The organism is Micromonospora sp. NPDC049139, from assembly GCF_055586845.1.
The window spans coordinates 1-21724 of record NZ_JBVJHK010000027.1; the positions used below are offsets into that span (position 1 = coordinate 1).

At 71.4% G+C, this 21724-nt stretch carries 10 protein-coding genes and 2 pseudogenes; 8 read left to right on the forward strand and 4 right to left on the reverse strand.

The window, feature by feature from the left end:
- Positions 1-91: 91 nt before the first annotated feature.
- Positions 92-756 (forward strand): annotated as a pseudogene (locus ACZ6Q9_RS30625) (IS5 family transposase); the annotation flags it as partial.
- A gap of 25 nt (positions 757-781) precedes the next feature.
- Here the strand turns inward: ACZ6Q9_RS30625 and ACZ6Q9_RS30630 are convergent.
- Positions 782-1035: pseudogene (locus ACZ6Q9_RS30630) on the reverse strand (IS5 family transposase); the annotation flags it as partial.
- A 33-nt stretch (positions 1036-1068) separates the two neighbouring features.
- On the opposite strand from ACZ6Q9_RS30630, the gene ACZ6Q9_RS30635 reads away from it, so the two are divergent.
- From ACZ6Q9_RS30635 to ACZ6Q9_RS30650, 4 genes are all read left to right on the forward strand, one after another.
- Positions 1069-2151 (forward strand): ABC transporter substrate-binding protein, encoded by a 1083-nt coding sequence (locus ACZ6Q9_RS30635; protein WP_396830745.1) that lies wholly within the window; start codon positions 1069-1071, stop codon positions 2149-2151.
- Positions 2148-2951, forward strand: a complete 804-nt coding sequence (locus ACZ6Q9_RS30640) for a class I SAM-dependent methyltransferase (protein ID WP_393269678.1) — start codon at positions 2148-2150, stop codon at positions 2949-2951. Before ACZ6Q9_RS30635 ends, ACZ6Q9_RS30640 begins: the two co-directional genes overlap by 4 nt.
- On the forward strand, positions 2948-4054 hold the full coding sequence (locus ACZ6Q9_RS30645) for a FecCD family ABC transporter permease (RefSeq protein WP_396830744.1): 1107 nt from the start codon (positions 2948-2950) through the stop codon (positions 4052-4054). Before ACZ6Q9_RS30640 ends, ACZ6Q9_RS30645 begins: the two co-directional genes overlap by 4 nt.
- Before the next feature lie 122 nt (positions 4055-4176).
- Positions 4177-4902 carry an ABC transporter ATP-binding protein gene (locus ACZ6Q9_RS30650; RefSeq protein WP_357703070.1) on the forward strand — a complete coding sequence of 242 codons (726 nt, stop codon included), beginning with the start codon at positions 4177-4179 and terminating at the stop codon, positions 4900-4902.
- Here ACZ6Q9_RS30650 and ACZ6Q9_RS30655 read toward each other — a convergent pair.
- Positions 4802-5677: a 4'-phosphopantetheinyl transferase family protein gene (locus tag ACZ6Q9_RS30655; protein WP_466021455.1), complete on the reverse strand. Its 876-nt coding sequence runs from the start codon at positions 5675-5677 to the stop codon at positions 4802-4804. The two genes, ACZ6Q9_RS30650 and ACZ6Q9_RS30655, sit on opposite strands and share 101 nt — an antisense overlap.
- 108 nt (positions 5678-5785) lie before the next feature.
- Here ACZ6Q9_RS30655 and ACZ6Q9_RS30660 point away from each other — a divergent pair, with 108 nt between their 5' ends.
- Positions 5786-7756 carry a phosphopantetheine-binding protein gene (locus ACZ6Q9_RS30660; protein ID WP_396830743.1) on the forward strand — a complete coding sequence of 657 codons (1971 nt, stop codon included), beginning with the start codon at positions 5786-5788 and terminating at the stop codon, positions 7754-7756.
- The gene (locus ACZ6Q9_RS30665; RefSeq protein WP_396830741.1) at positions 7753-8826 is read left to right on the forward strand and encodes a saccharopine dehydrogenase NADP-binding domain-containing protein; all 1074 of its coding nucleotides are present in this window, start codon (positions 7753-7755) and stop codon (positions 8824-8826) included. Before ACZ6Q9_RS30660 ends, ACZ6Q9_RS30665 begins: the two co-directional genes overlap by 4 nt.
- 18 nt (positions 8827-8844) lie before the next feature.
- Here ACZ6Q9_RS30665 and ACZ6Q9_RS30670 read toward each other — a convergent pair whose 3' ends face one another.
- Both ACZ6Q9_RS30670 and ACZ6Q9_RS30675 read right to left on the reverse strand, forming a co-directional pair.
- The gene (locus tag ACZ6Q9_RS30670; RefSeq protein WP_396830739.1) at positions 8845-11274 is read right to left on the reverse strand and encodes a methyltransferase; all 2430 of its coding nucleotides are present in this window, start codon (positions 11272-11274) and stop codon (positions 8845-8847) included.
- 19 nt (positions 11275-11293) lie between these two features.
- Positions 11294-17695, reverse strand: a complete 6402-nt coding sequence (locus ACZ6Q9_RS30675; protein WP_396830738.1) for an SDR family NAD(P)-dependent oxidoreductase — start codon at positions 17693-17695, stop codon at positions 11294-11296.
- Positions 17696-17849: 154 nt separating this feature from the next.
- Between ACZ6Q9_RS30675 and ACZ6Q9_RS30680 the strand changes: the two genes are divergently transcribed.
- On the forward strand, positions 17850-21710 hold the full coding sequence (locus tag ACZ6Q9_RS30680; RefSeq protein WP_396830736.1) for an amino acid adenylation domain-containing protein: 3861 nt from the start codon (positions 17850-17852) through the stop codon (positions 21708-21710).
- Positions 21711-21724 lie beyond the last annotated feature (14 nt).

Consider the following 21724-nt stretch of genomic DNA (forward strand, 5'->3'; position numbering starts at 1 on the left):
GATCCGCGACACCGCGGTCTGCGACAGCCCGGTCTCCTTCGCCATCGACCGCGTCGACCAGTGACTGTCCCGATTGGACGGCTGGCGCTCCAGCGGCATCCAGTGGGAGTTCCTGCCCCAACAGCTTGGGTTCGGCTCGGGGATGACCTGCTGGCGGCGCTTGGAGGAGTGGAACCGGGCCGGGGTGTGGCAGCGGCTGCACGAGCTGCTGCTGGCCGAACTGCAGGCGGCCGGCAAGCTGGACTGGTCCCGCGCCGTGATCGATTCCTCACACGTGCGGGCCGCCCGACGTGGCCCAAAAGCGGCCCGAGCCCGGTCGACCGCGCCCGCCCGGGCTCGAAGCACCACGTCCTGACCGAGGGCGCCGGCATCCCCCTGGCCGTGTCGCTGACCGGCGGCAACCGCCATGACGTCACCGAACTGCTCCCGCTGATCGACAAGATCCCACCAGTACGCGGCCGGCGCGGCCGGCCCCGCCGGCGCCCGGATTAGGTCTTCGGCGACCGCGCGTACGACCACGACAAGTACCGCAAGGCGGTACGCGGCAAGGGCATCCGCCCGCGCATCGCCCGCCGTGGCCAACCCCACGGCTCCGGTCTCGGTGTGTTCCGGTGGGTGGTCGAACGGACGATCGCCTGGTACCACGGCATGCGACGGCTACGCATCCGGTGGGAACGCCGCGACGACATCCACGAAGCCTTCCTCGGCCTTGCCACCTGCATCATCACGTACCGACACGTCGTACGACTTTGTTAGGACCTCTTAAGCCGGTTGATGCCAACTCCACCGCGTGACGCTGCTGGTAGGTCACCGGGTCAAACACCGGCGGCCGGCCGCCCTTGGAACCCCTCTTCCGCCGGCTGGCCGCCTGGTCGACCTTGATCGGAATGGTCGCCTTGATACCCCGACGACGCAGGTACTCACGGTTGGCCCGCGAACTGTAGGCCTTGTCCGCCAGCACCCGATCCGGACGGGTACGCGGCTGCCACCGTCGGGCCTGGGCACCCGGATACCGGCCAGCACCGGGACGAACTGGCCACGGCGCCGTGCCGTTCGCAAGGTGCTTCCGTGTACGTCGATGCCCCTACCTGCGGATTCCTCGACGAGCCACTGCTACTCTTCCCGGTCATGAAAACGGTTTTTATTACCGCTGGGCTGTGTGTGGTGTTGGCCGCCACCGGCTGTTCCGGTAGCGAGGCCGCCACACCGAGCGGTCCGACCGGTCCGGCCAGCCCGGTCCAGCTGACCAACTGCGGGCTTCCCCTCGGCATCGGCGCGCCGCCCAAGCGTTCGATAACGCTGGAACAGAACGCCACCGAGATCACGCTCAGCCTCGGTCTCGCCGACCGGATGGTCGGCACCAGCTACCAGACCGACCCGGTGCTGCCCCAGTTGCGGTCGGCGTACGAACAGGTGCCGGTACTGGCCAAGCTGTACCCGTCGCGGGAAGCGGTCCGAGCGGCGAACCCGGACTTCGTCTACTCGACCTACTCGTCCGCATACGCCCCGGACGCCGCCGGCTCCCGCGCCGACCTGGTCAAGCTCGGCGTGCCCGCGTACCTCTCCCCGTTCGCCTGCGAGAACGCGGCGGACGCGGTCCCGACGGTGAGCTTCGACAGGATCTTCAGCGAGATCCGCGACATCGCGACCGTCTTCGACGTACCGGAGCGGGGTGAGAAGCTGATCCGCGAACAGCAGGGCCGGCTGGACACCGCCGGGCAGCGGGTCCACACGGCTGTGCCGAGCGCTACCGGACAGCCAGGCTCAGGCCCCTCCCTGCTCTGGTACTACTCCGGCACCACCACTCCGTACGTGGCCGGGCACGGAGGCGTACCGGACGCGGTCAGCTCGCTTCTCGGAGCTCGCAACGCGTTCACCGATGTCAGCCAGAAGTGGCCCGCCGGCAACTGGGAGGAGATCGCCAGACGCAACCCGGATGTGATCGTGGTGGCCGACCTGACCCGGGGCGGCGACGGCGACAGCGCCCAGTCGAAGATCGACTTTCTGCGCCGCAACCCGGTAACGTCCAAGCTGGACGCGGTGGCCGGCGGACGGATCATCACGGTGTCCGGATCGTCGATGGATCCGTCGATCCGCAGCGTCGAGGCGGCCGAACTGGTCGCCGCGGGCCTGCGCGGGTTCGTCCGATGACCGCGCGGGATACCGCCGACGCCGGCGTGCGGGCCGCCGGGGCGCTGGATCAGGCGGCCGCCCGGCGCCTGCTCCAGCTCTGGGACAACCAGCAGTCCGCGTACGTGGCCCACCGTGACCTGCGGTTCGAGGCGATGTTCGACGTGCTGCGGCTGCACTGCCCGGACGACCTGACGATCCTGGACCTGGCCTGCGGTCCCGGCGCGATCAGCGACCGGGTACTGGCCGGCTTCCCGCAGGCCGCCGCTGTCGCGGTCGACTACGACCCGATGCTGCTGACGGTAGCCCAGGGTGCGCTCGATCGGTACGGCTCCCGGGCCGAGGTGCGCGACGTGGACCTGGCGACCGAGGACTGGGAGAAGGCGCTGGCCGGGAGGAGGATCGACGCCGTACTCAGCTCGACCGCGCTGCACTGGCTCTCACCGGCACAGCTGCTGCGCGTCTACACCGCCGCCGCTCGGCTGCTGCCGGCCGGTGGTGTGCTGCTGAACGCGGACCACCTCCGGTACGACGGGTCGGCTCCCACGCTGAGCGACATCGCCCGCCGGCACGACGAGCGAGTGCAAGAGGAGACGTTCGCCGCCGGCGCGCTCAACTACTCCGACTGGTACGCCGAGGCGGCCCGTCATCCGGAACTGGCGGGACTGGCCGCCGAGCGGGAACGGCGGTTCGCCGACCGGCCGCCGCAGGCCCTGGCCCCGCTGGAGTTTCACCTCGCGGCACTGCGTACGGCAGGCTTCGCCGAGGTCGGCACTGTCTGGCAGTACCTCGACGACTACGTGGTGTTCGCCCGCCGATGAGCCCACCGGTCGCACCATCCCTCGCCCCGGCACCCGATTCCGGTGCCGGGGCGAGGCGAGCCTCGTTCACCCCTGCCGGCACCTGGCGCCCGGGTGGCCGGTACGTCCTGCCGCTGGCCGTGTTCCTGTTGCTCACCAGCATCGCGGCAGCGGTCGCCGTGGGCTCGGCCGATCTCTCCGCCGCCGACGTACTGCGTTCCGTGGGCACCCATCTGGGCCTGCCGGCCCGCCCGCTGCTGCCGCTGCCGGACAGCATCGTGTGGGACCTGCGGCTGCCCCGGGTGCTGCTGGCCGCGTTGGTCGGTGCCGGCCTGGCCGTGTGCGGCGCGGTGCTGCAGGCGCTGACCCGTAACCCGCTGGCCGACCCGTTCCTGCTCGGCGTCTCCTCCGGCGCCTCCACCGGCGCGGTGGCGGTGCTGGTGCTCGGAATCCACGTCGGCGCAAGCCCCGTCGGCCTGGCCACCGGCGCGTTCGCCGGCAGCCTGGCCGCGTTCGGCGCGGTGCTGCTGCTGGCAGGTCGACGAGCCGTCGAGCCGACCCGCATCGTGCTCGCCGGGGTGGCCGTCTCACAGCTGTTCAATGCGGTGACCAGCCTGATCGTGATCTCCGACGCGCACACCCAGGACACCCGCAGCGTGACATTCTGGCTGCTCGGTTCGCTGACCGCGGCCTCATGGCCGGCGGTGGCGCTGTGCGCCGTGGTGACCGGCGTTGGCCTGCTGGTCTGTTGGGCCGCCGCGACGGCGCTGGACGCCTTCGCGTTCGGCACCGACACCGCACGATCGCTCGGCTTCTCCACCGGGCGAACCCGGCTGCTGCTGTTCGGCGTCACCGCGTTGGTGGCGGCCACGCTGGTCGCGGCGAGCGGGGCGATCGGGTTCGTCGGATTGACGGTGCCGCACGCGGTACGGTTCATGATCGGTTCCGGGCACCGCACGCTGCTACCCGCCTGCGCGGTCACCGGCGCGACCTTCCTGATCTGGGCGGACACTGCGGCGCGGACCGTGTTCTCGCCGCAGGAACTGCCGGTGGGTGTGCTCACCGCACTGCTCGGCGTGCCGGTGTTCGCCCTGGTCATGCTGCGCCGGACGGCTACGCCGTGACCGGCTGGGAGCCCACCGGCGGCGGGCGGGCAACCCGAGACGGCCGGGACGGCCGCGGGCACGTCACGGGCCCGCGTCCGGCTCTGCTGCGCGCGGACCAGATCGGATGGGGCGTAGCCGGCGTGCGGATTCTGGCCGAGGTGGCACTCACCGCCGAGCCGGGTGCCACGGTCGGACTGCTCGGGCCGAACGGCTCAGGCAAGTCGAGCCTGCTGCGGCTGCTGGCCGGGCTGGCGCGACCCGACTCCGGGCTGGTGCTCCTCGACGACGTCGCGTTGAGCACGCTGTCTCGGCGCGCACTGTCCCGGCGGATCGCGGTGGTCACCCAGCAGGCGGTCACCGACGTGGAGATGTCCGCCCTGGAGGTGGTCCTGTTGGGCCGAATCCCGTACCGCCCACGTCTCGCCGGTGTCGCCGCTGCCGATGTGGCCCTGGCCCGGCACGCGCTCGCCGAGGCCGGTCTGGCCGGGTTCGAGCAGCGGCGCTGGTCCACCCTGTCAGGTGGGGAGCGGCAGCGAGTGGACCTGGCCCGCGCCCTGGTTCAGGAGCCGGACCTGCTGCTGCTCGACGAGCCGACGAACCACCTGGACATCCGGCACCAGCTGGACCTGTTGCAGTTCCTCTCGGAGTCGGCGACCACCGTCGTGGTGACCCTGCACGATCTCAACCTGGCCGCACAGTACTGCGACCGGCTGGTGCTGTTGCACGCCGGCCGAGTGGTCGCGGCGGGTGCGCCCGCCGAGGTGCTCACCGCAGACCGGATCGCGCAGGCATACCGGGTGCGGGCGGACGTCGACACGGCGGCTGACGGCCGGCCCCGGGTCCGCTACCGCCGGCCCGGCTCCTGATCCGTCTCAGGCTGTCGTAGGTGGCTAAAGGATCGTCGCCGTGACTGGTTGGATCTACAACGATCGCCCTGAAGGCGTGCGGTTCCTGGCCGAGCGGATCGCGGATCCGGGCCGTGGGGAGATTGAGAACGAGATCTGGGACTGGGTCGTGCGTGGCGAGGACGACGCCGACGAGTTCGTGGATTCCCTTGACGAGGACGAGCAGCGCCACGGCGCCACCGACGAGGAGCTCAGGGCGGCGTACGACAAGGCGTTGGCCGCTCGGCGGGCGCAGCAGCGTGGGTGGGGTGAGGTGCGGAGCAACCTCGCCCGCGCCTTCCTTGATCTCCTTAGCGCTGAACAGGACGCGACCCCAGTGCACCCGCGGGACGGCGACCTCCAGTTCCCGCAGACGCGCCCGTTCGGCGGGGCCTGTCACCGACTCCTCGACGTCGCCAGGCAGCGAGGCGTGCGGTTCGGCGTCGATACCGAGTCCCGCCAGGTCGGTCCGTGGGGCCACCGCAGCCGCCCGGTAGCCGGAGCAGTGCGTGATGCTACCCACGATGACGGGCGGCCAGAGCGGCTCACGGCACGGCCCCGATGTGAGCGGTGCGGCCGCATGCCCCAGTTGTTCCAGGGCCTGCCGGGCACAGCGGCGGGCTGTGACGAACTCCCGTCGCCGACTGTCGAGCGCACCGGCGATCAGGTCCTCCTCGCCGGGGAACGGCTCTTCGCCCAGGATGTCCTCGAACTGTTCCACCACCGCCACTGATACCGGGACCAGGGACGTGATCACCGACCACCGTCCACATCATCCACGCTATCGAAAATGACATTCATACCGGTGTACGCTACGTCCTGTCTCCGTGCCCGCCCAATACGCACCCCCACAAGGAGCCTTTCGATGTCACTCGGCACCTTCGCCCCCCAGGGCGATCCCGTCCCGGCCCTCACCGAAATCTGGTCGGAACTGCTCGGCGTGCCCTCGCGCACCATCGAGCCCGAGGTGTCGTTCCTGCGTCTGGGCGGAGACTCGGTCCTGGCGGTCCGCATGGCCGCACTCATCCGCAAACGCCTGGGCGTGGTGCTCGCGCTGGCCGATGTGGGCGCCGAGTCGACGGTGTCGGAGCTGGCCGGGCTCGTACGCAGAAGGTCAGCCGGCGGCACCGCGGCCCGGGCGTTGCCGGTCGACCTGCGGCGGCGTGCCGACAAGGCGAGCCCGTTCGCGCTACTTCCCCTGCAACAGGGATACTTCGTCGGCCAGCAGGGCGGCTGGGAGCTGTCGTACGAGTCCGCGCACTTCTACAGCGATGTCGCGTTGCGAAACATGGACAGCGACGAGGCCGCTGAAGCCCTCGCCGACGCCCTGCGGCGCCTCGCCGAGCACCAGCCGATGCTGCGGGCCCGGGTCACCTCCGACGGCATGCAGCACATCCTGCCGCTCGACGCCCCCGCGGCCGTCCCCGAGCCGCAGGTGTACGACCTGCGCAACGCATCGATCGAGACAGCGTCCGAGAGTCTGGCCCGGCTGCGCGCGGAAATGATCGCGAACGGGCCCGACCCGACCCACAGTCCCGGACTCGACGTCCGGCTGACACTGCTGCCCGACGGCAGGGGCCGGCTCCACACGAACATGAGCCTGCTGTTGTTCGACGGATGGTCCGCCACGCTGCTCAACCGGGAACTGCTCGAACTGAGCGCCGACTGGAACGCCGTGCCCGCCCCGCTGGACATGGACTTCGACGACTACGTCGCGTCGGTGCAGGCCCTCCCCCAGAGTGATGCCTGGGCCGGCGACCGCGACTGGTGGTGGTCGCGCCTGGACACCCTGCCGCAGCCCCCGGCGCTGCCCCTGGCAGCCGACCCCCGGGAGGTCCGTACCACGACGATGGCCAACCGGGAGCAGTACCTGTCGCCCGGCCGCTGGGCCGCGCTGCGCGACCGGTGCGCCGCGCACGACGTCACCCCGTCGACCGCGATGTTCACCGCCTTCGCGATCACCATCGCCCGGTGGGCCGGCCACCACCGCCTCCTGCTGAACTCCCTGCAGCTCAACCGGCTGCCGCTGCATCCCGACGTGCATCGCGTCTTCGGGGCCTTCGCCTCGACCATGCTGCTGCCCACCGAACTCGCACCCGGCTCGACGTTCACGCAACTGGTCACCCAGGCACAACGGCGGTTCACCGAGTATTCCGGGCACGCACTGGTGACCGGTGTCGAGGTGTCCCGGGAGCTCGGCCGGCGGCGCGGCACCCATCGGCCGGTCGCCCCGGTGGTGTTCCAGAGCACGCTCGGCATGGACGCCGCCATGGGCGCTCAGCAGCCCGACGCCGCCGGGCCGTTGGGCGAGCTGGGCATGGACGACTTCTTCCATCAGCTGCGTACCCCCCAGGTGGCGCTGGAAGCCCGGTTCTACGAGCTACGGGGATCACTGGCCATCGTGTTCTCGCTGGTGGAAGAGCTGTTCGACGCCGCGCAGGTGGACGCCGCCTACGCCGAACTGGTGGCGCTGGTCGGCAGCCTCGCCGACGGCGAGGGCTGGGACCGGCCGGTCGACCTACCCACGGAGCCGGACAGCGACCGGACCGGCCTGCGGCTGGGGCAGTACGCCGACGACCGTCCCGGTGCCGCCGACGGCCCGCCCGCGACCGAACTCGAGCAGACGATCGCCATGCTGTGGGAAGAACTGCTGGACACGCCGGTGCTCGACCGCAGCGCCAGCTTCTTCGATCTCGGCGGCGACTCCCTGCTCGCCGTACGGGCCCTGGCCCGGCTGGCCAAGGAGGCGGGAGTCACCGTGCCGGTGCGCGACTTCCTCGCCGACCCCACGGTGGCCGGGCTGGCCGCGGTTAGCCGCGCGGGTGCCGCGCGATGACGGGCTCCGTCGGCGTGCTCGGTGGTGCCGGCACGGTCGGCCGGACCGCCGTCGAACGGCTGCGTGGCTTCGGGCTCCCCGTCCGGGTCGGTGGGCGTGATCTCGACCGGGCCGGCGAGGTCGCCGAGGCGAACGGATCGACTGCTGTGCGCGTCGACCTGTTCGATGACGCCTCGCTCGAGGCGTTCTGTGCGGGCTGCTCGGTGGTGCTCAACTGTGCCGGGCCGTCGTACCGGATTCTCGACCGGGTCGCTCGGGCTGCCCTGTCAGCAGGTGCGGGCTACGTGGACGCGGCGGGTGACTTGGTGGCGGTGGAGGCTCTCACCCAGGATCCACCGGCCGGTCTTTCGCAGCACGCGGCTGTCTTCTCCGCCGGGCTGATGCCCGGCCTCTCCGGGCTCCTGCCACGGCTGCTGCTGGACGGCAGCCCGGTGGCCCGCCTCGACGTGTATGTCGGCGGGTCGGTGGAGATCAGCGCGGCCTCCGCAGTGGACGCGCTGCTGACCCGGGGGCCGAAGTTCGGGCACGCGCTGGCGGTGTGGCGCGACGGACAGGTGGCGCAGCACAGCCTGGCGCCGCTGCGTTCCATCACGCTGCCCGGCTTCCACGGGCGGGTGCACGCCGTACCGTTCCTCTCCACCGAGATGATCGGTCTGGCGTCAGCGGCCGGGCTCCCCGAACTGCGCAACTACACCGTGTACGCGACGGACAACCTGCCGCGGGCCTTCGCGACCGCGTGGGCTGACGACGACGAGTCGCCGGAGGCGCACGCGGCCGCGATCGTGCAGGCGGCGCGGCGCGATGTCGAGGACCACGGACATCACTACGCGGTTTTGGCGTACGCCCGTCCGCCGGCCGGGTCCGGCCTGGTGCCTCGTCGGGTGCTGCTGAGGACACCGGACTCGTACCCGCTCAGCGGGGTGGTGGCGGCCATCGCGGCACGCGAGGTGGCCGCCGGTGCCGTCGCACCCGGCGCGCACTATGCCTCGGAGGCATTGAACCCCCAAACGGTCGCCAGAGAGTTGGCGGGCGACCCCTGGGTCAGCGAGCTGGCCCTGCCCTCTCGCTGACTGGCGCGCAGGTCGTACTCAGGTGGTGGCGGCGAAGAGCTGGACGCCGACCGGATGCAACGGATGGTCCGGGCCGGGAACGGAGACGATCTGGCTGAAGCCGGCGTCGTCCAGCTCGGCCCGCCACTGCGTCTCGTCGAGGAAGATCTGGCCGGTTCCCGCCCGCCTGTCCCGGTCACCCGGCCGCTGCCCGCCCGGCCGGGCCGACATCAGGAACTGCATGGACGTCAGGATCTGGTGCATCTCGCGCGTGGTCTCCACGAACAGGAGCACACCACCGGGCTGCAGCAGGCGCCGGAAACCGCGCAGGGTTGCGGCGATGTCGACGGCGTTGTGCAGCACGTTGGCGGCGAGCACGACATCGAGTGTGCCCTCGCCGACGTCCTGCGCGAGGATGTCCGTGTTGATGTCGAACCGCCCGTACCGTAGGCCGGCGTGGTCGGCGAACCGGCGCCGGGCGTCGGTGAGGAAGAACGCCGAGACATCGGTGAACAGGTAGTCCAGGGGAGTCTCGCGCAGCGCGTCGAGGACGTCCACGGTGGTGCCGCCGACCCCGGCCCCCACTTCCAGAACCCGTAGCGGCCGGTCGGCGGGACGCCATTGCGCTGCCCAGCGCAACGCTTCGGCCGTGGCGGCGTTGACGTAACGGTTGACGGCGTTGTCCCGGTAGGCGCCTTCGGCGGTGCCGGTCTCGCCGTCTGCGAACAGCAGCGCCTGCAGGCTGACCTCGTCACGCAACAGTGCGGGGAGGTACTGCACCGCGGTCTGGAAGAACCGGGTGAGTTCGGGCGGGTAGTGCAGGCCCCGGCGAGCGTCGTCGATGCCGTCGACGGTCGCGACCAGAGCCGTCCGTCCCGGTGCACGCAGATCGTGGTAGCGGTGACCGTCGGTGCTGAGCATGCCGGCATCAACGAGAACCGCGAGCCAGCGGCGCATGATCCATTGATGTCTCGGCGCGATGGCCAGCGCGGCCGCGATCTTCTCCTCGTCGTCGCCGGACGGTCCGGTGCACAGGTCCGCGCCGGCAAGGGTGTCGGCCATGGGCAGCCGGGCGATGCGGTCGAGCTCCTGGAGAAAGACCGGCAGACGCTCGGCGTCGTGCGGGTCGACCGCACGGGCGGCAGCGGCCGCGATGCGATCGGCCGGAACGCCACGGTCGACGGTGAGCCGCAGTCCCCGCGTATTGGCGCCCGCCTGCCGGAGCATCGCCCGCGTGGCCTCGCCGACGCGGCGGCGTACGAAGGCGGTGAACGGCTCATGGGCGCGGCCGGGCGCGGAAGCGACCGAGGTGAAGGCAGCGGCCGCGGGAGCGACGAGCGCGAGAGCGGCAGGATCGGACTGGTCCAGCACCACCGCGACGTCGGCTCCGGCCAGAGCGGTGCGCAGCTGGTGAGCGGTGACGGCGTCGGCGGCGTTCACCAGCAGCCGGTTGGGGATGCCGCCGATGCGGATCGGCCGGCCCTCGGCGATCATCGCGCGGGCATCGTCCATTCCGGCCCAGTTATGGGCGGCGGGCGGGACGCAGGCGTCGGCCGCTTCGACGTGGAGGACCGCGTCGAAGCGGTAGCGGGTCAACTCGGTGTCGGCGGTCATGGTCTTCGGGTAGGCGGCGATGCGCACGTCGCGGCCGCTGCCCATCGCGGCGCGGGCGAGTACGGCGGGGTCGAAGTTGAGTTCGTCGTCGCGGTCGGCTCGGGCTCGGGCGCGCTCGGTGATCACGGAGTCGGTCGCCTCCGGGTCGGCGGCGCGTTCCAGCCAGCGGCAGTAGGCGTCCAGCAGACCGGCGTGCCGGTTGTCGCCCACGATCACCACGCCGCCGGGTGCGACGAGCCGGACCGCGTCCTGCACCACCCGGCTGAGATAGGCGACATCGGGGAAGCACTGCGTGACGGAGTTGACGAGGACGCAGTCCGGTCCGACGGTGGGGACACCGGCCCGGTCGAGGGCCCGCCGCACCTGCTCGGAACTCGACTCGTGTGCGCCGGCGCTGACGAAGACCTGCCCCGGCCTGGCCCGCTGCTCGTGCCGGCGCACCATGTCCTCAGCGACGTCGGTGCCGACATAGCCGGCCAGGTGCGGGTACAGCCGGTCGGCGAGCAGCCCGGTTCCGCAGCCCAGCTCCAGGACGTGCCGTGGCCGCGTGGCGAGCACCAGTTCGACGGTGCGCTCGACCCATTCGGTCATGTGCGCGACGGGCAGCGGCTCCCCGGTGTCGGAGGCGCGCCATCCCGCCAGGGTGTCACCGTTGCCCGCTCCCGCCGCGTACGTGTAGTCGTACACCTCGGCCCAGTGATCCAGGTATTCGCGTACCAGCGGCCCCAGGCCGGGCCGGACCGCGGTGGCTTCGGGCCGCAGCCGGATCTGCAAGCCGGTGCCGTCGTGGGCTGCGGCGGCGATCCACGGGTGGACGTGCAGCCGGTCCAGGGCGGCGGTCATCTCCGGGGACACGTACGGCTCCGTTCGGTGGTCATGACAGGTGGCGGGCGAGGGCGGTGTTGAGTACGCGTGCGACAGCGGCGAGTGCCGGCTCGCGCATCAGGGAGTAGTGGTCGGCGTCGATACCGATCACCTCGGGAGGCATGGCGAGACTGGTGGACCAGCCCAGGTCGGTCAACCCGGGTGGGGTGTCGTCGACGCCCATGCCGATGCCCGAGTTGCGGGTGGCCCTGCGATCGGCTCTGACCAGCAGGGTGTGGGTCCGCTCGTCGCCGTGGAAGCCCGGCCGGTGCTGGGCGAGACTATGCAGGTGCCGGCCGAAGACCGCGACACGGGAACGGGGATCCTCACGGGTGCCGAGGAGCCGGTGCTGCCGGAGCCGGTCCGTCGCCTCCTGCCAGCGTTGCTCGGCCGGTACGCTCAGGAAGGCGTTCAACGCGTCGGTCGTACCCATGCCGAGGTCGATGTCGAGGTAAGCCTCCAGCGCTCCCAGGTGCCGGGCGAGCACTAGAGTCTCCGCCGTCTCGGGCTCGCCGGGGACCGCCGTGATGTAGGTGGGGTCGTTGGAGTCCAGCATCACCAGCAGCGCGACATGCTGGCCCTGGCTGTGCAGGGTCCGGGCCATCTCCTGGCCCAGGCTGCCGCCCATCGACCAGCCGCCGAGCAGGTACGGGCCGTCGGGCTGGACGGAACGCAGGACATCGACGTAGAGGCGCGCCAGAGCGGGCAGCTCGGTGGGCGCCTCGCCGCCGGACAGGCCAGGATCGGTCAGGCCGACGACGGTGACCCGCTCGTCGAGCCGCTGGCCGAGGTCGGCGTAGCAGGTCACGTCGCCGCCGGAGGGATGGACGAGGAACAGCGTCGGACCGGATCCGGTTCCGGCACGCAAAGTAATCGCCACGTCCCCGACCGGCAGCGCCGGGGTGGCGCTTACGGCCTCGCTGCGCCAGGCTGCCGGGTCCGTCAGGCTGCGCAGCCGGCTCAGGTAACGGTCGAACATGCGGTCGACCTCGGCCGGCGGCAGCACCGGCTCCAGCGCATCCCACTGGACCAGTAGCTGACCGTGATGCTCCAGAACCTGATGGTCGAGCACGGTCTGGGGGGTCTGGCTCAGGGCGGACACCTGCCGGCCCGCCCACTCCAGGTCACGGTCGCCGCCGATGACGTCGTCCAGTCCGAGCGCACTGGTGAACACGACCGGTACGGAGGTGAGCGCACCGGTCTGCGCGGACTTCTCCGCCAGCAGGTCGAGGGCGGAGAAGAGCCGATGGTCCAGATCGGTGAACAGTCGGCGGTGCACTCGGCCGGCGTGTTCGGCGAAGCTGCCGGCTGCACGCCGGTCCACCTCGTGCAGCAGCAGCGAGGTGAAGTCACCGACCACGCTGTCCATCGCCGGATGCAGCGGCGGGCGGTCGAACAGAGTCAGCGTGACGGCGAAGTGTTCCTCGCCGCTCCACTGGGCGAGCAGTTCGCCGTACGCGGTGAGAAGGGCGGCTGTCGGGGTGACGCCGTTGGCGGCGGCGTTACGGCGGAAGGCGGCCCACTGCTGCGCGTCGAGCCGGCCCGTATGCCGCTCGAACCGGCCGCCGGTCTCGATACCGGAGACCGGCAAAGTGGGTGCGCCGGGCAGGCCGGGCAGCCGGTCGCGCCAATAGCCGGCAGCCCGCGTCCACTCGGGGGTGTCGCGGCGTGCCGCCAGAGCTCGCACGCAACCGGCAAAGGTGATCGGCACCTCCGGCAGGGCCTGATCGGGATTCGCGTAGTAGTGACGCAGGTCCCGGTCGATGATCCAGTAGCTGCCGGCGTCGCAGACGAGGACGTCGATGCCGAGGAATAGACGAACGCCACCGCCCGGCAGCCGGGCCGCGCGGATCTGGACCAGCGGCCACCGATCGGACGGACCGGGTCGGCGGAAGACCTGCTCGCGCAGGGCGGCGAGCCGTTCGGCGCGTTTCTGCTCACCGGCCTGGGTCAGATCCACCGGGCGGATGCGGTAGGAGGGCACCTGTTCCAGTTGCCGCAGCCGACCCTGCCCGGTCGTGATGGTGCGCAGCATCGCGTGCCGGGCGATGACGAGGTTCCACGCCTGCTCGTAGCGGTCGAGATCGAGGTCCGGGCAGTCGTACTCCAGCGCGAAGTGACAGGCGGTGTCGCCGAAGCGGTAACCCCCGGTGCGGCCCGTCCAGTAGGCGTGCTGCACACGGGTCATGGCGAAGGTGCCGTCCGGGTCCGGTCCACCGGTCACCGTCGTGGCCGGATCCCGCTCTGCAGCCGGTTGCGCGCTGCCGATCGTCCCGGCCAGACCGGCGACAGTCGGACGGGCGAGCAGGTCCCGCAAGCTCAGCCGGACCCGGTACCGTTCTCCCAGGTCGGCGAGCATACGGGTGGCCAGCAGCGAGTGTCCGCCCAGAGCGAAGAAGTCGCTGTCGCCGTCGGTGACCGAGGCGCCGAACAGGTCGGACCAGGCTGCCGCCACGACCGCTTCGACGCCGGTGAGGTCACTGGTGACGTCGTCGTGCCGGTGTGCGGTCGTCCGGTCCGCGGCACGCATCCGGGTGCGCAGGTCGGTAGTGGAGACCGCCACGACCGGCGGCACGGTGCCGGCCGTCGCGGCGCTCAGGATCGCGTCGAGGGCGTGCATGCCGGTGGCGGCGTCGAGCGCGAAGGTCAGGTTGACCTCGCGTTCACTGCCCAGCGGCCCCACCTTCCAGGCGTCCCAGACCACGCTGACCCAGCGGGTGTCACCGATGGGCGGCTGTTGCGCGAGGGCGTCGAGGAAGCCGTTCGAGGCACAGTAGGGCCCGGTGCCGATGCCTCCGACGAGCGTGCCGGCCGACGACATGAGCACGACATGGCGGGGACGCTGCTGCGGCGGCAGGTCCTCGATCGCGGCCCGCAGGGCCAGTGCTCCCCGGGCTTTCGCCCGGAGGTGGCCGTCCACGTGTTCGGGGCCGATGCGGCGCATTGGTGCCAATTCTTCGGTGGCCACCACGCCCGCGGCATGCACCACGAGGTCGAGGGTGGACTGCGAGCTCACGTCGGCCAGCAGCGCGCCGGTGGCGCCGGGGTCGGCGGCGTCGAGCACCTGCACGGACACGTCGTGCCCGCGCTGGACGAGGTGGTGCACCGCGTCCTTGCGGTCGCCGGAACGGGAGGTGATCACGACCCTCATTCCCTGCCCGGCCAGGTGCGCTGCGATGGTGACGCCGACATCGCCGAGGCCGCCGATGATCAGCGCGGTCGTGCCGGGTCGCGCGGCCGGGGCGGAGGAGAGTGCGGGCCAGGGTGCCAGGCCGCTCACCCACCGCTGGGAGTTACGGACGGCGGTCTGGATTCCGGTGGATCCCCCTCGCAGGTCGGCGAGTTCGGCGATCACCGCCGGCGCGTGGGTCCGCAGGTCGGTGACGTCGACGGTGCGCCACGACAGTCCGGGCGTCTCCTGGGCGAGGACCCGGGGCAGGGACCGTACCGCCGCGGCGCCGGGCGCGGGCACGTCCGGGCTCTCGACGCGGCATCCGTTCACCGTCACCTGGAGCAGGAAAGCGGGTGGCGGATCGAGCGCGGCGACCCGTCCGTACCGTAGGATCTCCTCACGGGTCTGCTCGGGTGTCCGGGCGTCACCGGTGACGATCACCACGCCGTCGACCGCTTTGGCCGGATCGTCGAGGCCGACGACTTCGGCGTCGCGGGCACGCAGCGCCGCGCCGATGACATCTCCGGGGTCACCGGTCACCAGCCAGCGCCCGCCCAGACTCGGTACGGCGGGCAGCGGCGGCTCCTGCCGCCAGAGCGGTACCTGAACAAGCTCGCTGGTCTGTGGCTCCGTCGTCTGCGGCTCGGGGTCGATCCACAGGCGGCGTCGCTGGAAGGCGTACCCGGGTGCGACGACCCGCCGCCGCCCCGGCCGGTGCATGGCGGTGAAGTCGACGAGCACGCCGTGGCTCCACAGTTCGCCGGCGGCCAGGCGTGCCGACGCCAGGTCGGACAGTTCGCCGTCCGACGGGTACGTGGTGACGGTGGCCTTCAGGTGCGCAGGGCCGTGGCTGCGGGCGGCAGCGACAAGGGCCGCCCCGGGGCCGACCTGGATCACCACGGTCGGCGTCGGCTCCGCCGTCGCGGCGGTGAGCGCGGCGGAGAAACGCACCGGCTCACGCAACTGGCGGACCCAGTGCTCCGGATCGGCGAGGTCTTCGCCGACCATCGTGCCGGTCAAGGAGCTGACGGTGGGCACGATGGGCCGCCCGGCGCGCACCGACCGCGCGGCCGCCCGCATGTCCGGCAGCGCCGGGTCGATCAGCCGCGAATGCGCGGCGGACCTCAGTGGTAGCCGGGCCGGCGCGATCCCCCTGCGGCCGAGAACGGCGACCAGATCCTCCACAGCGCCGGCCGGCCCGGAGACCACGCAGGATTGTGGAGCATTCACTGCGGCTAGGTCGAGATCGGGGTGTTCGCGCAGCAGAGCTGTCACATCGGATTCGGACAGTGGGACGGACAGCATCGCTCCGCCGCCCGCGGCTCCGGCCAGCGCGCGGGATCGCACCGCGACGAGGGTCACGGCGTCGGGCAACGTCAGTGCCCCGGAGACGACCGCGGCAGCGTACTCGCCGAGGCTGTGGCCGAGCAGGACGTCCGGGTGGATGCCCCAGGATTCGAGCAGCCGGGCGGTGGCGACCGAGACGGTGAACAGGGCGGGCAGCCCCACGACGGCCGACTCGGCCGTCGTCTCGTCACCTCCGGTGATCAACGTGGTGACGTCGGTGCCGAGGTGGTCGCGGAACAGTTTCGCGCACTCCTGCACGCACGAGGCGAACACCGGCTCGTCGGCGTACAACTGCGCGGCCATGCCCGCGTACTGGCTGCCGCCGCCAGGGAAGAGGAACACGAGGCGCGGCGCGCCGTCGGTGCGCACCGCAGCGGTACGCCGCGGCGTGATTCCGGGGCCCGCGACGACCGCCTGCCGGTACGGGTGGTACTTGCGACCGTGTTGCAGGGTGTGCGCGATGTCGGGCAGATCTGCCGACGGCACCTCGCGTGCGGTGGCGTCGAGGGCGGCCGGCTCGTACGCCGAGTAGAGCAGGATCTGGGGCCGGTCGTCCGGCGAGGTGGCCGTCCGGTCGGGCGCCGGGCCAAGCACGACGTGCGCGTTGGTGCCGCCGATGCCGAACGAGCTGACACCCGCGTAGGGCGGGGCATCCCACGGTCGGGTGCGGGTGACCACCGCGAACGGTGAGCCGTCCAGCCCGAGCTGGTCGTTGATCGGATCGGCGTGCAGCGAGGCGGGCAGTGTCCGGTGATGCAACGCGAGCACCGTCTTGATGAACGACGCGATACCGGCGGCCGCGTTGGCGTGACCAATGTTGCTCTTGACAGAGCCGAGCCCGCACCATGCCGTGGTCCGGATGCCGTCGTGGCCGAATGCCTTGCGCAGGGCGGCGACCTCGATCGGATCGCCCAGGCGGGTGCCGGTGCCGTGGGCCTCGACGTATCCGACCTGCGATGGTTCGATGCCCGCGACGGCAAGGGCTTCCGCGATCACCCGGGCCTGCCCGCGCAGCGACGGGGCGGTGAAGCCGACCTTGTCGGCGCCGTCGTTGTTGACCGCGCTGCCGTGCAGAACCGCGAGGACGGGATCACCGTCGGCGAGCGCGTCGTCGAGTCGGCGCAGCACCACCGCACCCACACCCTGGCTGTAGACGATGCCGGTGCCCTTGGCGGAGAAGGGCCGGACCCGCCCGTCGACGGCGAAGATGCCTTCCGGCACATACCGGTAGCCGTGCCCCTGCGGGACGATCAGCGAAGCGCCGCCCGCGACGGCCATGTCGCATTCGCCGGCCAGCAGGGACTGGGCGGCCACGTGGACGGCGACCAGCGAGGTGGAGCAGGTCGTGGTGATGTTCATCGCCGGCCCGGTCAGGCCCAGCCGGTAGGCCGTCTGCAGAGGTAGGTAGTCGGCCTGGGTGGCGATGGCGGTCTGCAGGCTGCCGAGGGGATCGGGCCCGCCGCCGGTCGGATCCCAGCGGCCGGCGAGGTTGGCCGTGAGATAGGCACTCTGGGCCGTTCCTGCGAAGACACCGACCGCCTCGATGCCGGCGCCGCCGCCGTGCCCGCTGCGTTCTAGCGCCTCCCAGGCGGTCTCGAGGAAGAGCCGGTGCTGCGGGTCGGTGAGGGCCGCTTCGGCATCGGTGAGCCCGAAGGGGGACGGATCGAACAGTTCCTGGCCGTCGATGATCCCGCCGACCGGCACGTAGTCCTTGCGCCGACGCATGCCCAGAGGCACGCCTCGGTCGGCGAGTTCCTCGTCGGGGAACCGGGTGAGGCCTTCGCGCGCGTCCCGCAGCAGCTCCCAGAAGCGGTCGGCGTTCGGTGCACCGGGGAAGCGCCCGGCGACGGCGGTCACCGCAAGGGCGGGGTGGGACGGCGAAGGGGGCGTCATCGCGCTCCTCGATGGTTGGCCAGAAGGGGCTCATCCGTTATACATGAGAATGACAATCATTTCCATCGACGCGGTCCGCTGTCAACCGAGCCTACTGGAAATCGTTGTCGTTTTCATGTTGTACTACTCGCTCCGAGTCCTGGGGAGGAGCCGCATGACGGCCTCGCACACACCGCCGATCGACCGAGTGGACGAGGTGACCGCATGCCTCGCGGAGAGCCTCGACCTCGACCCGGCCGACATCGATCCCGGCCGCAAGCTCACCGAGCTGGGACTGGACTCGTTCGCCGCGGTCCGATTGCGGCGCAGGCTGCTGGACGAACTCGGTGTGGATCTGCCTCTGACCACATTCCTCAACGGCGCGACACCCGGCACCGTCACCGCGGCCGTGCTCGCCGCACCGTCCGGCGACGGGCCGGCGGAGACCGTCCCCACGACCGCTTCCGCTGCCGCCGCCGGGACCGAGCCCTTCCCGCTCACCGCGCTGCAGACGGCATACCTGCTCGGCCGCGATCCGTCACTGCCACTGGGCGGCGTGGCCACGTACTTCTACTTCGAGTACGACCGGCGACCCGGCGGCGACGCGGAGGCCGACGTCCGCGCTCTGACGGACGGATGGAACCGCCTGGTGGCCCGCCACCCGATGCTGCGGCTGGTCATCGACGAGGAGGCCCGCCAACGGGTGCTCCCCAGCGAGCTGCGCTACGAGATCCCGGTCACCGACTTGCGCACCGCCCCGCCCACAGACGCCGAACGGACCCTGGCGGACATGCGTACCGCGCTGTCCCATCGACCACACGCGGTGGACCGCTGGCCGTTGTTCGACATCCGCGCCGCGTTACTGCCGGACGGCCGCACCCGGTTGTTCGTCGGCATGGACATCATCGCCTTGGACATGGCCGGCTGGATGCAGCTCATGCGCGAATGGGGTCAGGCGACCACCGATCCGAACCTGCTGGCGGCGCCACCGGTCACCACTTTCGCGGCCCTGCTCGCCTACCGGGAGCAGGATCCTGCCGAAGCCGCACGCCGCGAGCGTGACCGCGCGTACTGGCAGAGCCGGGCGGACCGGCTCCCGCCTGGCCCGGCACTGCCCTGGAGCGCGACCGCGGAGAAGCTGGGTGTCCCGCACTTCACCCGGCATGCCGCGGCCCTGACCGCCGGCGAGTGGTCGCGGCTGCGGAGCCGGGCGAGCAGGCACGGAGTCTCCGCCACCGCCATGCTGCTGGCCGCCCTGGCGTCGATCCTCGGCCGCTGGGGCGCGACCGACCCGTTCTGTGTGAACACCACGCTGTTCGACCGGCCGCAGGACGACGATCGCCTGCGCACGGTGGTGGGCGACTTCACCACCACCGTGCTCACCGAGTGCGCCCCCCTCGACCCGTCCGGAGACGGCGGGTTCGCCGGCTACGCCGCCGCGGTCAACCACCGGTTCTGGTCCGACCTGGAGCACCGTTCCGTCTCGGCCGTCGAGGCGCTCCGAGGTCGCGGAAACGCCGGGCTCGTCCCCGCATATCCCGTCGTGTTCACCAGCGGGGTCGGACTGGCCGCCACGACCGAGCCCCCGACCGCCTGGCTGGGTGAGGAGGTCTTCGGAGTCTCACAGACCCCACAGATCTTCGTCGACCACATCGTCTGGGAGGATGGCGACCGGCTGCGCATCGCCTGGGACGTCGTCGACGGATGCCTGCCCGACGGCTTCGCCACCGGTATCCGCGACGCCCACCTGCGACTGCTGCGCCGGCTGGCCGACGACGAGCAGGCCTGGACCGATCCGGCCTTCGGCTGGGACCCGTCCTTCCGCCCGGACGAGGCACTGGACGTCAGCCCGTTCGGCGGCGACTGCGGGCCGCTGATCGACGACCCGCTGCGGGCGAACGCCGACCGAGCACCACAGGACGTCGCCCTCATACACGGGGACGACGTCGTTACCCATGGCGAACTGGACGCACGAGCCCGCGCCACCGCTGCCCTGCTCGCCGGACACGGGCTGGGACCGAGTGACATGGTGGCGGTGGCCGCTCCAAAGGGCGCCGCACAGATCGCCGCTACACTCGGCATCACCGCCTCCGGCGCCGGCTATGTCCCGGTCGAACCGTCCTGGCCGGCGGCACGGATCGCCTCCGTCTGTGCGCAGGCCGACATCAAGCATGCGCTGGTCACCGGCATGACCTCGGCACAGTGGCCGGACACCGTACAAATTCACGCCATCGACGACGGCGCGCCGGACGGCGACGAGGCCGCCGCAGAGCCACGCGCGCCGCGCCCGGGAGATCTGGCGTACGCCATCTTCACCTCCGGCTCCACCGGGCGGCCCAAGGGTGTGGCGGTCGAGCATCGCCAGGCCCGTACGACACTCGACGACATGGCCGACCGCTTCCCTCTGGAGGCGGGCGACCGGGTGCTCGCGCTGTCGGCACTGTCGTTCGACCTGTCGGTCTACGACGTGTTCGGTGTACTCGGCGCCGGTGGGGCGATGGTGCTACCCGACCCCGGCCGCCAGCGCGACCCCGGCCATTGGCTGGAACTGATGGACCGGCATCGGGTGTCGGTGTGGAACACCGCACCGGCACTGCTGGAGATACTCGTCGAGTACGCCGAGATCGACCCCGGCGCTGCGGCCTCGGCCATGTCCGCACTGCGCCTGGTACTCCTCTCCGGCGACTGGATCCCGGTGACGCTGCCCGACAGAGTGCGGGTGCTCGCGCCACAGGCCCGGATCATCAGCTTGGGCGGCGCGACCGAGGCGTCCATCTGGTCCATCTGCCATCCGATCGAAGAAGTCGACCCGGCGTGGCGCAGCATCCCGTACGGGCGGGCGCTACGCGGACAGTCCTTCCATATCCTCGACGGCGACGGGCGGCCCTGCCCGGTCGGTGAGGCCGGCGAGCTGTACATCGGTGGCGACGGGGTGGCGGCCGGCTATCTCGGTGACCCGGAACAGACCGCACAACGGTTCACCACCCACCCGGTCCTGCGCCGCCGCACCTACCGCACCGGCGACCTCGGCCGCTGGCGCTACGACGGGACGATCGAGTTCCTCGGCCGCGTCGACCGGCAGGTCAAAATCCGCGGCCACCGCATCGAGCTCGGCGAGATCGAAGCTGTGCTCAGCCGCGCACCCGGCGTACGACGCTGTGTGGCCCGGTCCGTGCCGGGACCGGACGGCGGCGCCCGACTCGTCGCCTATGTGGCCACCGGCGACGATGCGTCACCTCTGGCCGAGGACGTCTTGGTGGCCCGCCTACGCGAGCACCTGCCCGAGTACATGATCCCCAGCCGCTTCGTGCAACTGGCGACGCTGCCCGTGACAGTAAACGGCAAGGTCGACCACGACCGGCTGGGCAACCCCTTCCGCAACGACCCGCCTGTTCACCAGCCCCCTGCCGTCCCGGCGACCACGTCCGCACCGCCGCAGGTCGCGGCTCCGGCGGACCCGGACGACCTGACCGGACTGCTCGTCGACGCCGCCCGTTCGGGGCTCGACGTCCGCGTCAGCGTGCGCCCGGGCCGACTGGACGTCGTCTCGGCCCTGCGGGCGGCCACCGAACTGGCCGTAGCGGTCCGGCCGTCGAACGGCTCCTACGAGGTGGTGCCGGACCTCGACGGCGAAGCCGTTCTCGGACTCCGGATCATCGCCGAGCCGGTGATCCGTACCGAGGAGCCCACCACGCCCATCGGCACGTCCGACTCGGACATCGAGAACAGCGTGGCCGCCGTGTTCGGCGAACTGATGGACTGCACCGTCGATGTCACCAGGCCATTCTTCGACCTCGGGGCGACCTCGCTGACGCTGCTGCGAGCACACCGGCGGCTCAGCGACCGCCTCGGCGTGCCACTGGCGATGGTCGACCTGTTCGCCCATCCGACCGTCCGCGATCTGGCCCGGCTGATCGCCGGCCGCCGCGCTCCGGTACCACCGGCCACCGCGAACCCGCCCGCGACGACGCCAGCACGAGACCGGGCGGCAGGACGGCTAGCGGCGCGCGCCGCCGCGGCACGCACCACGCTCTGAACCCCGACCGACCC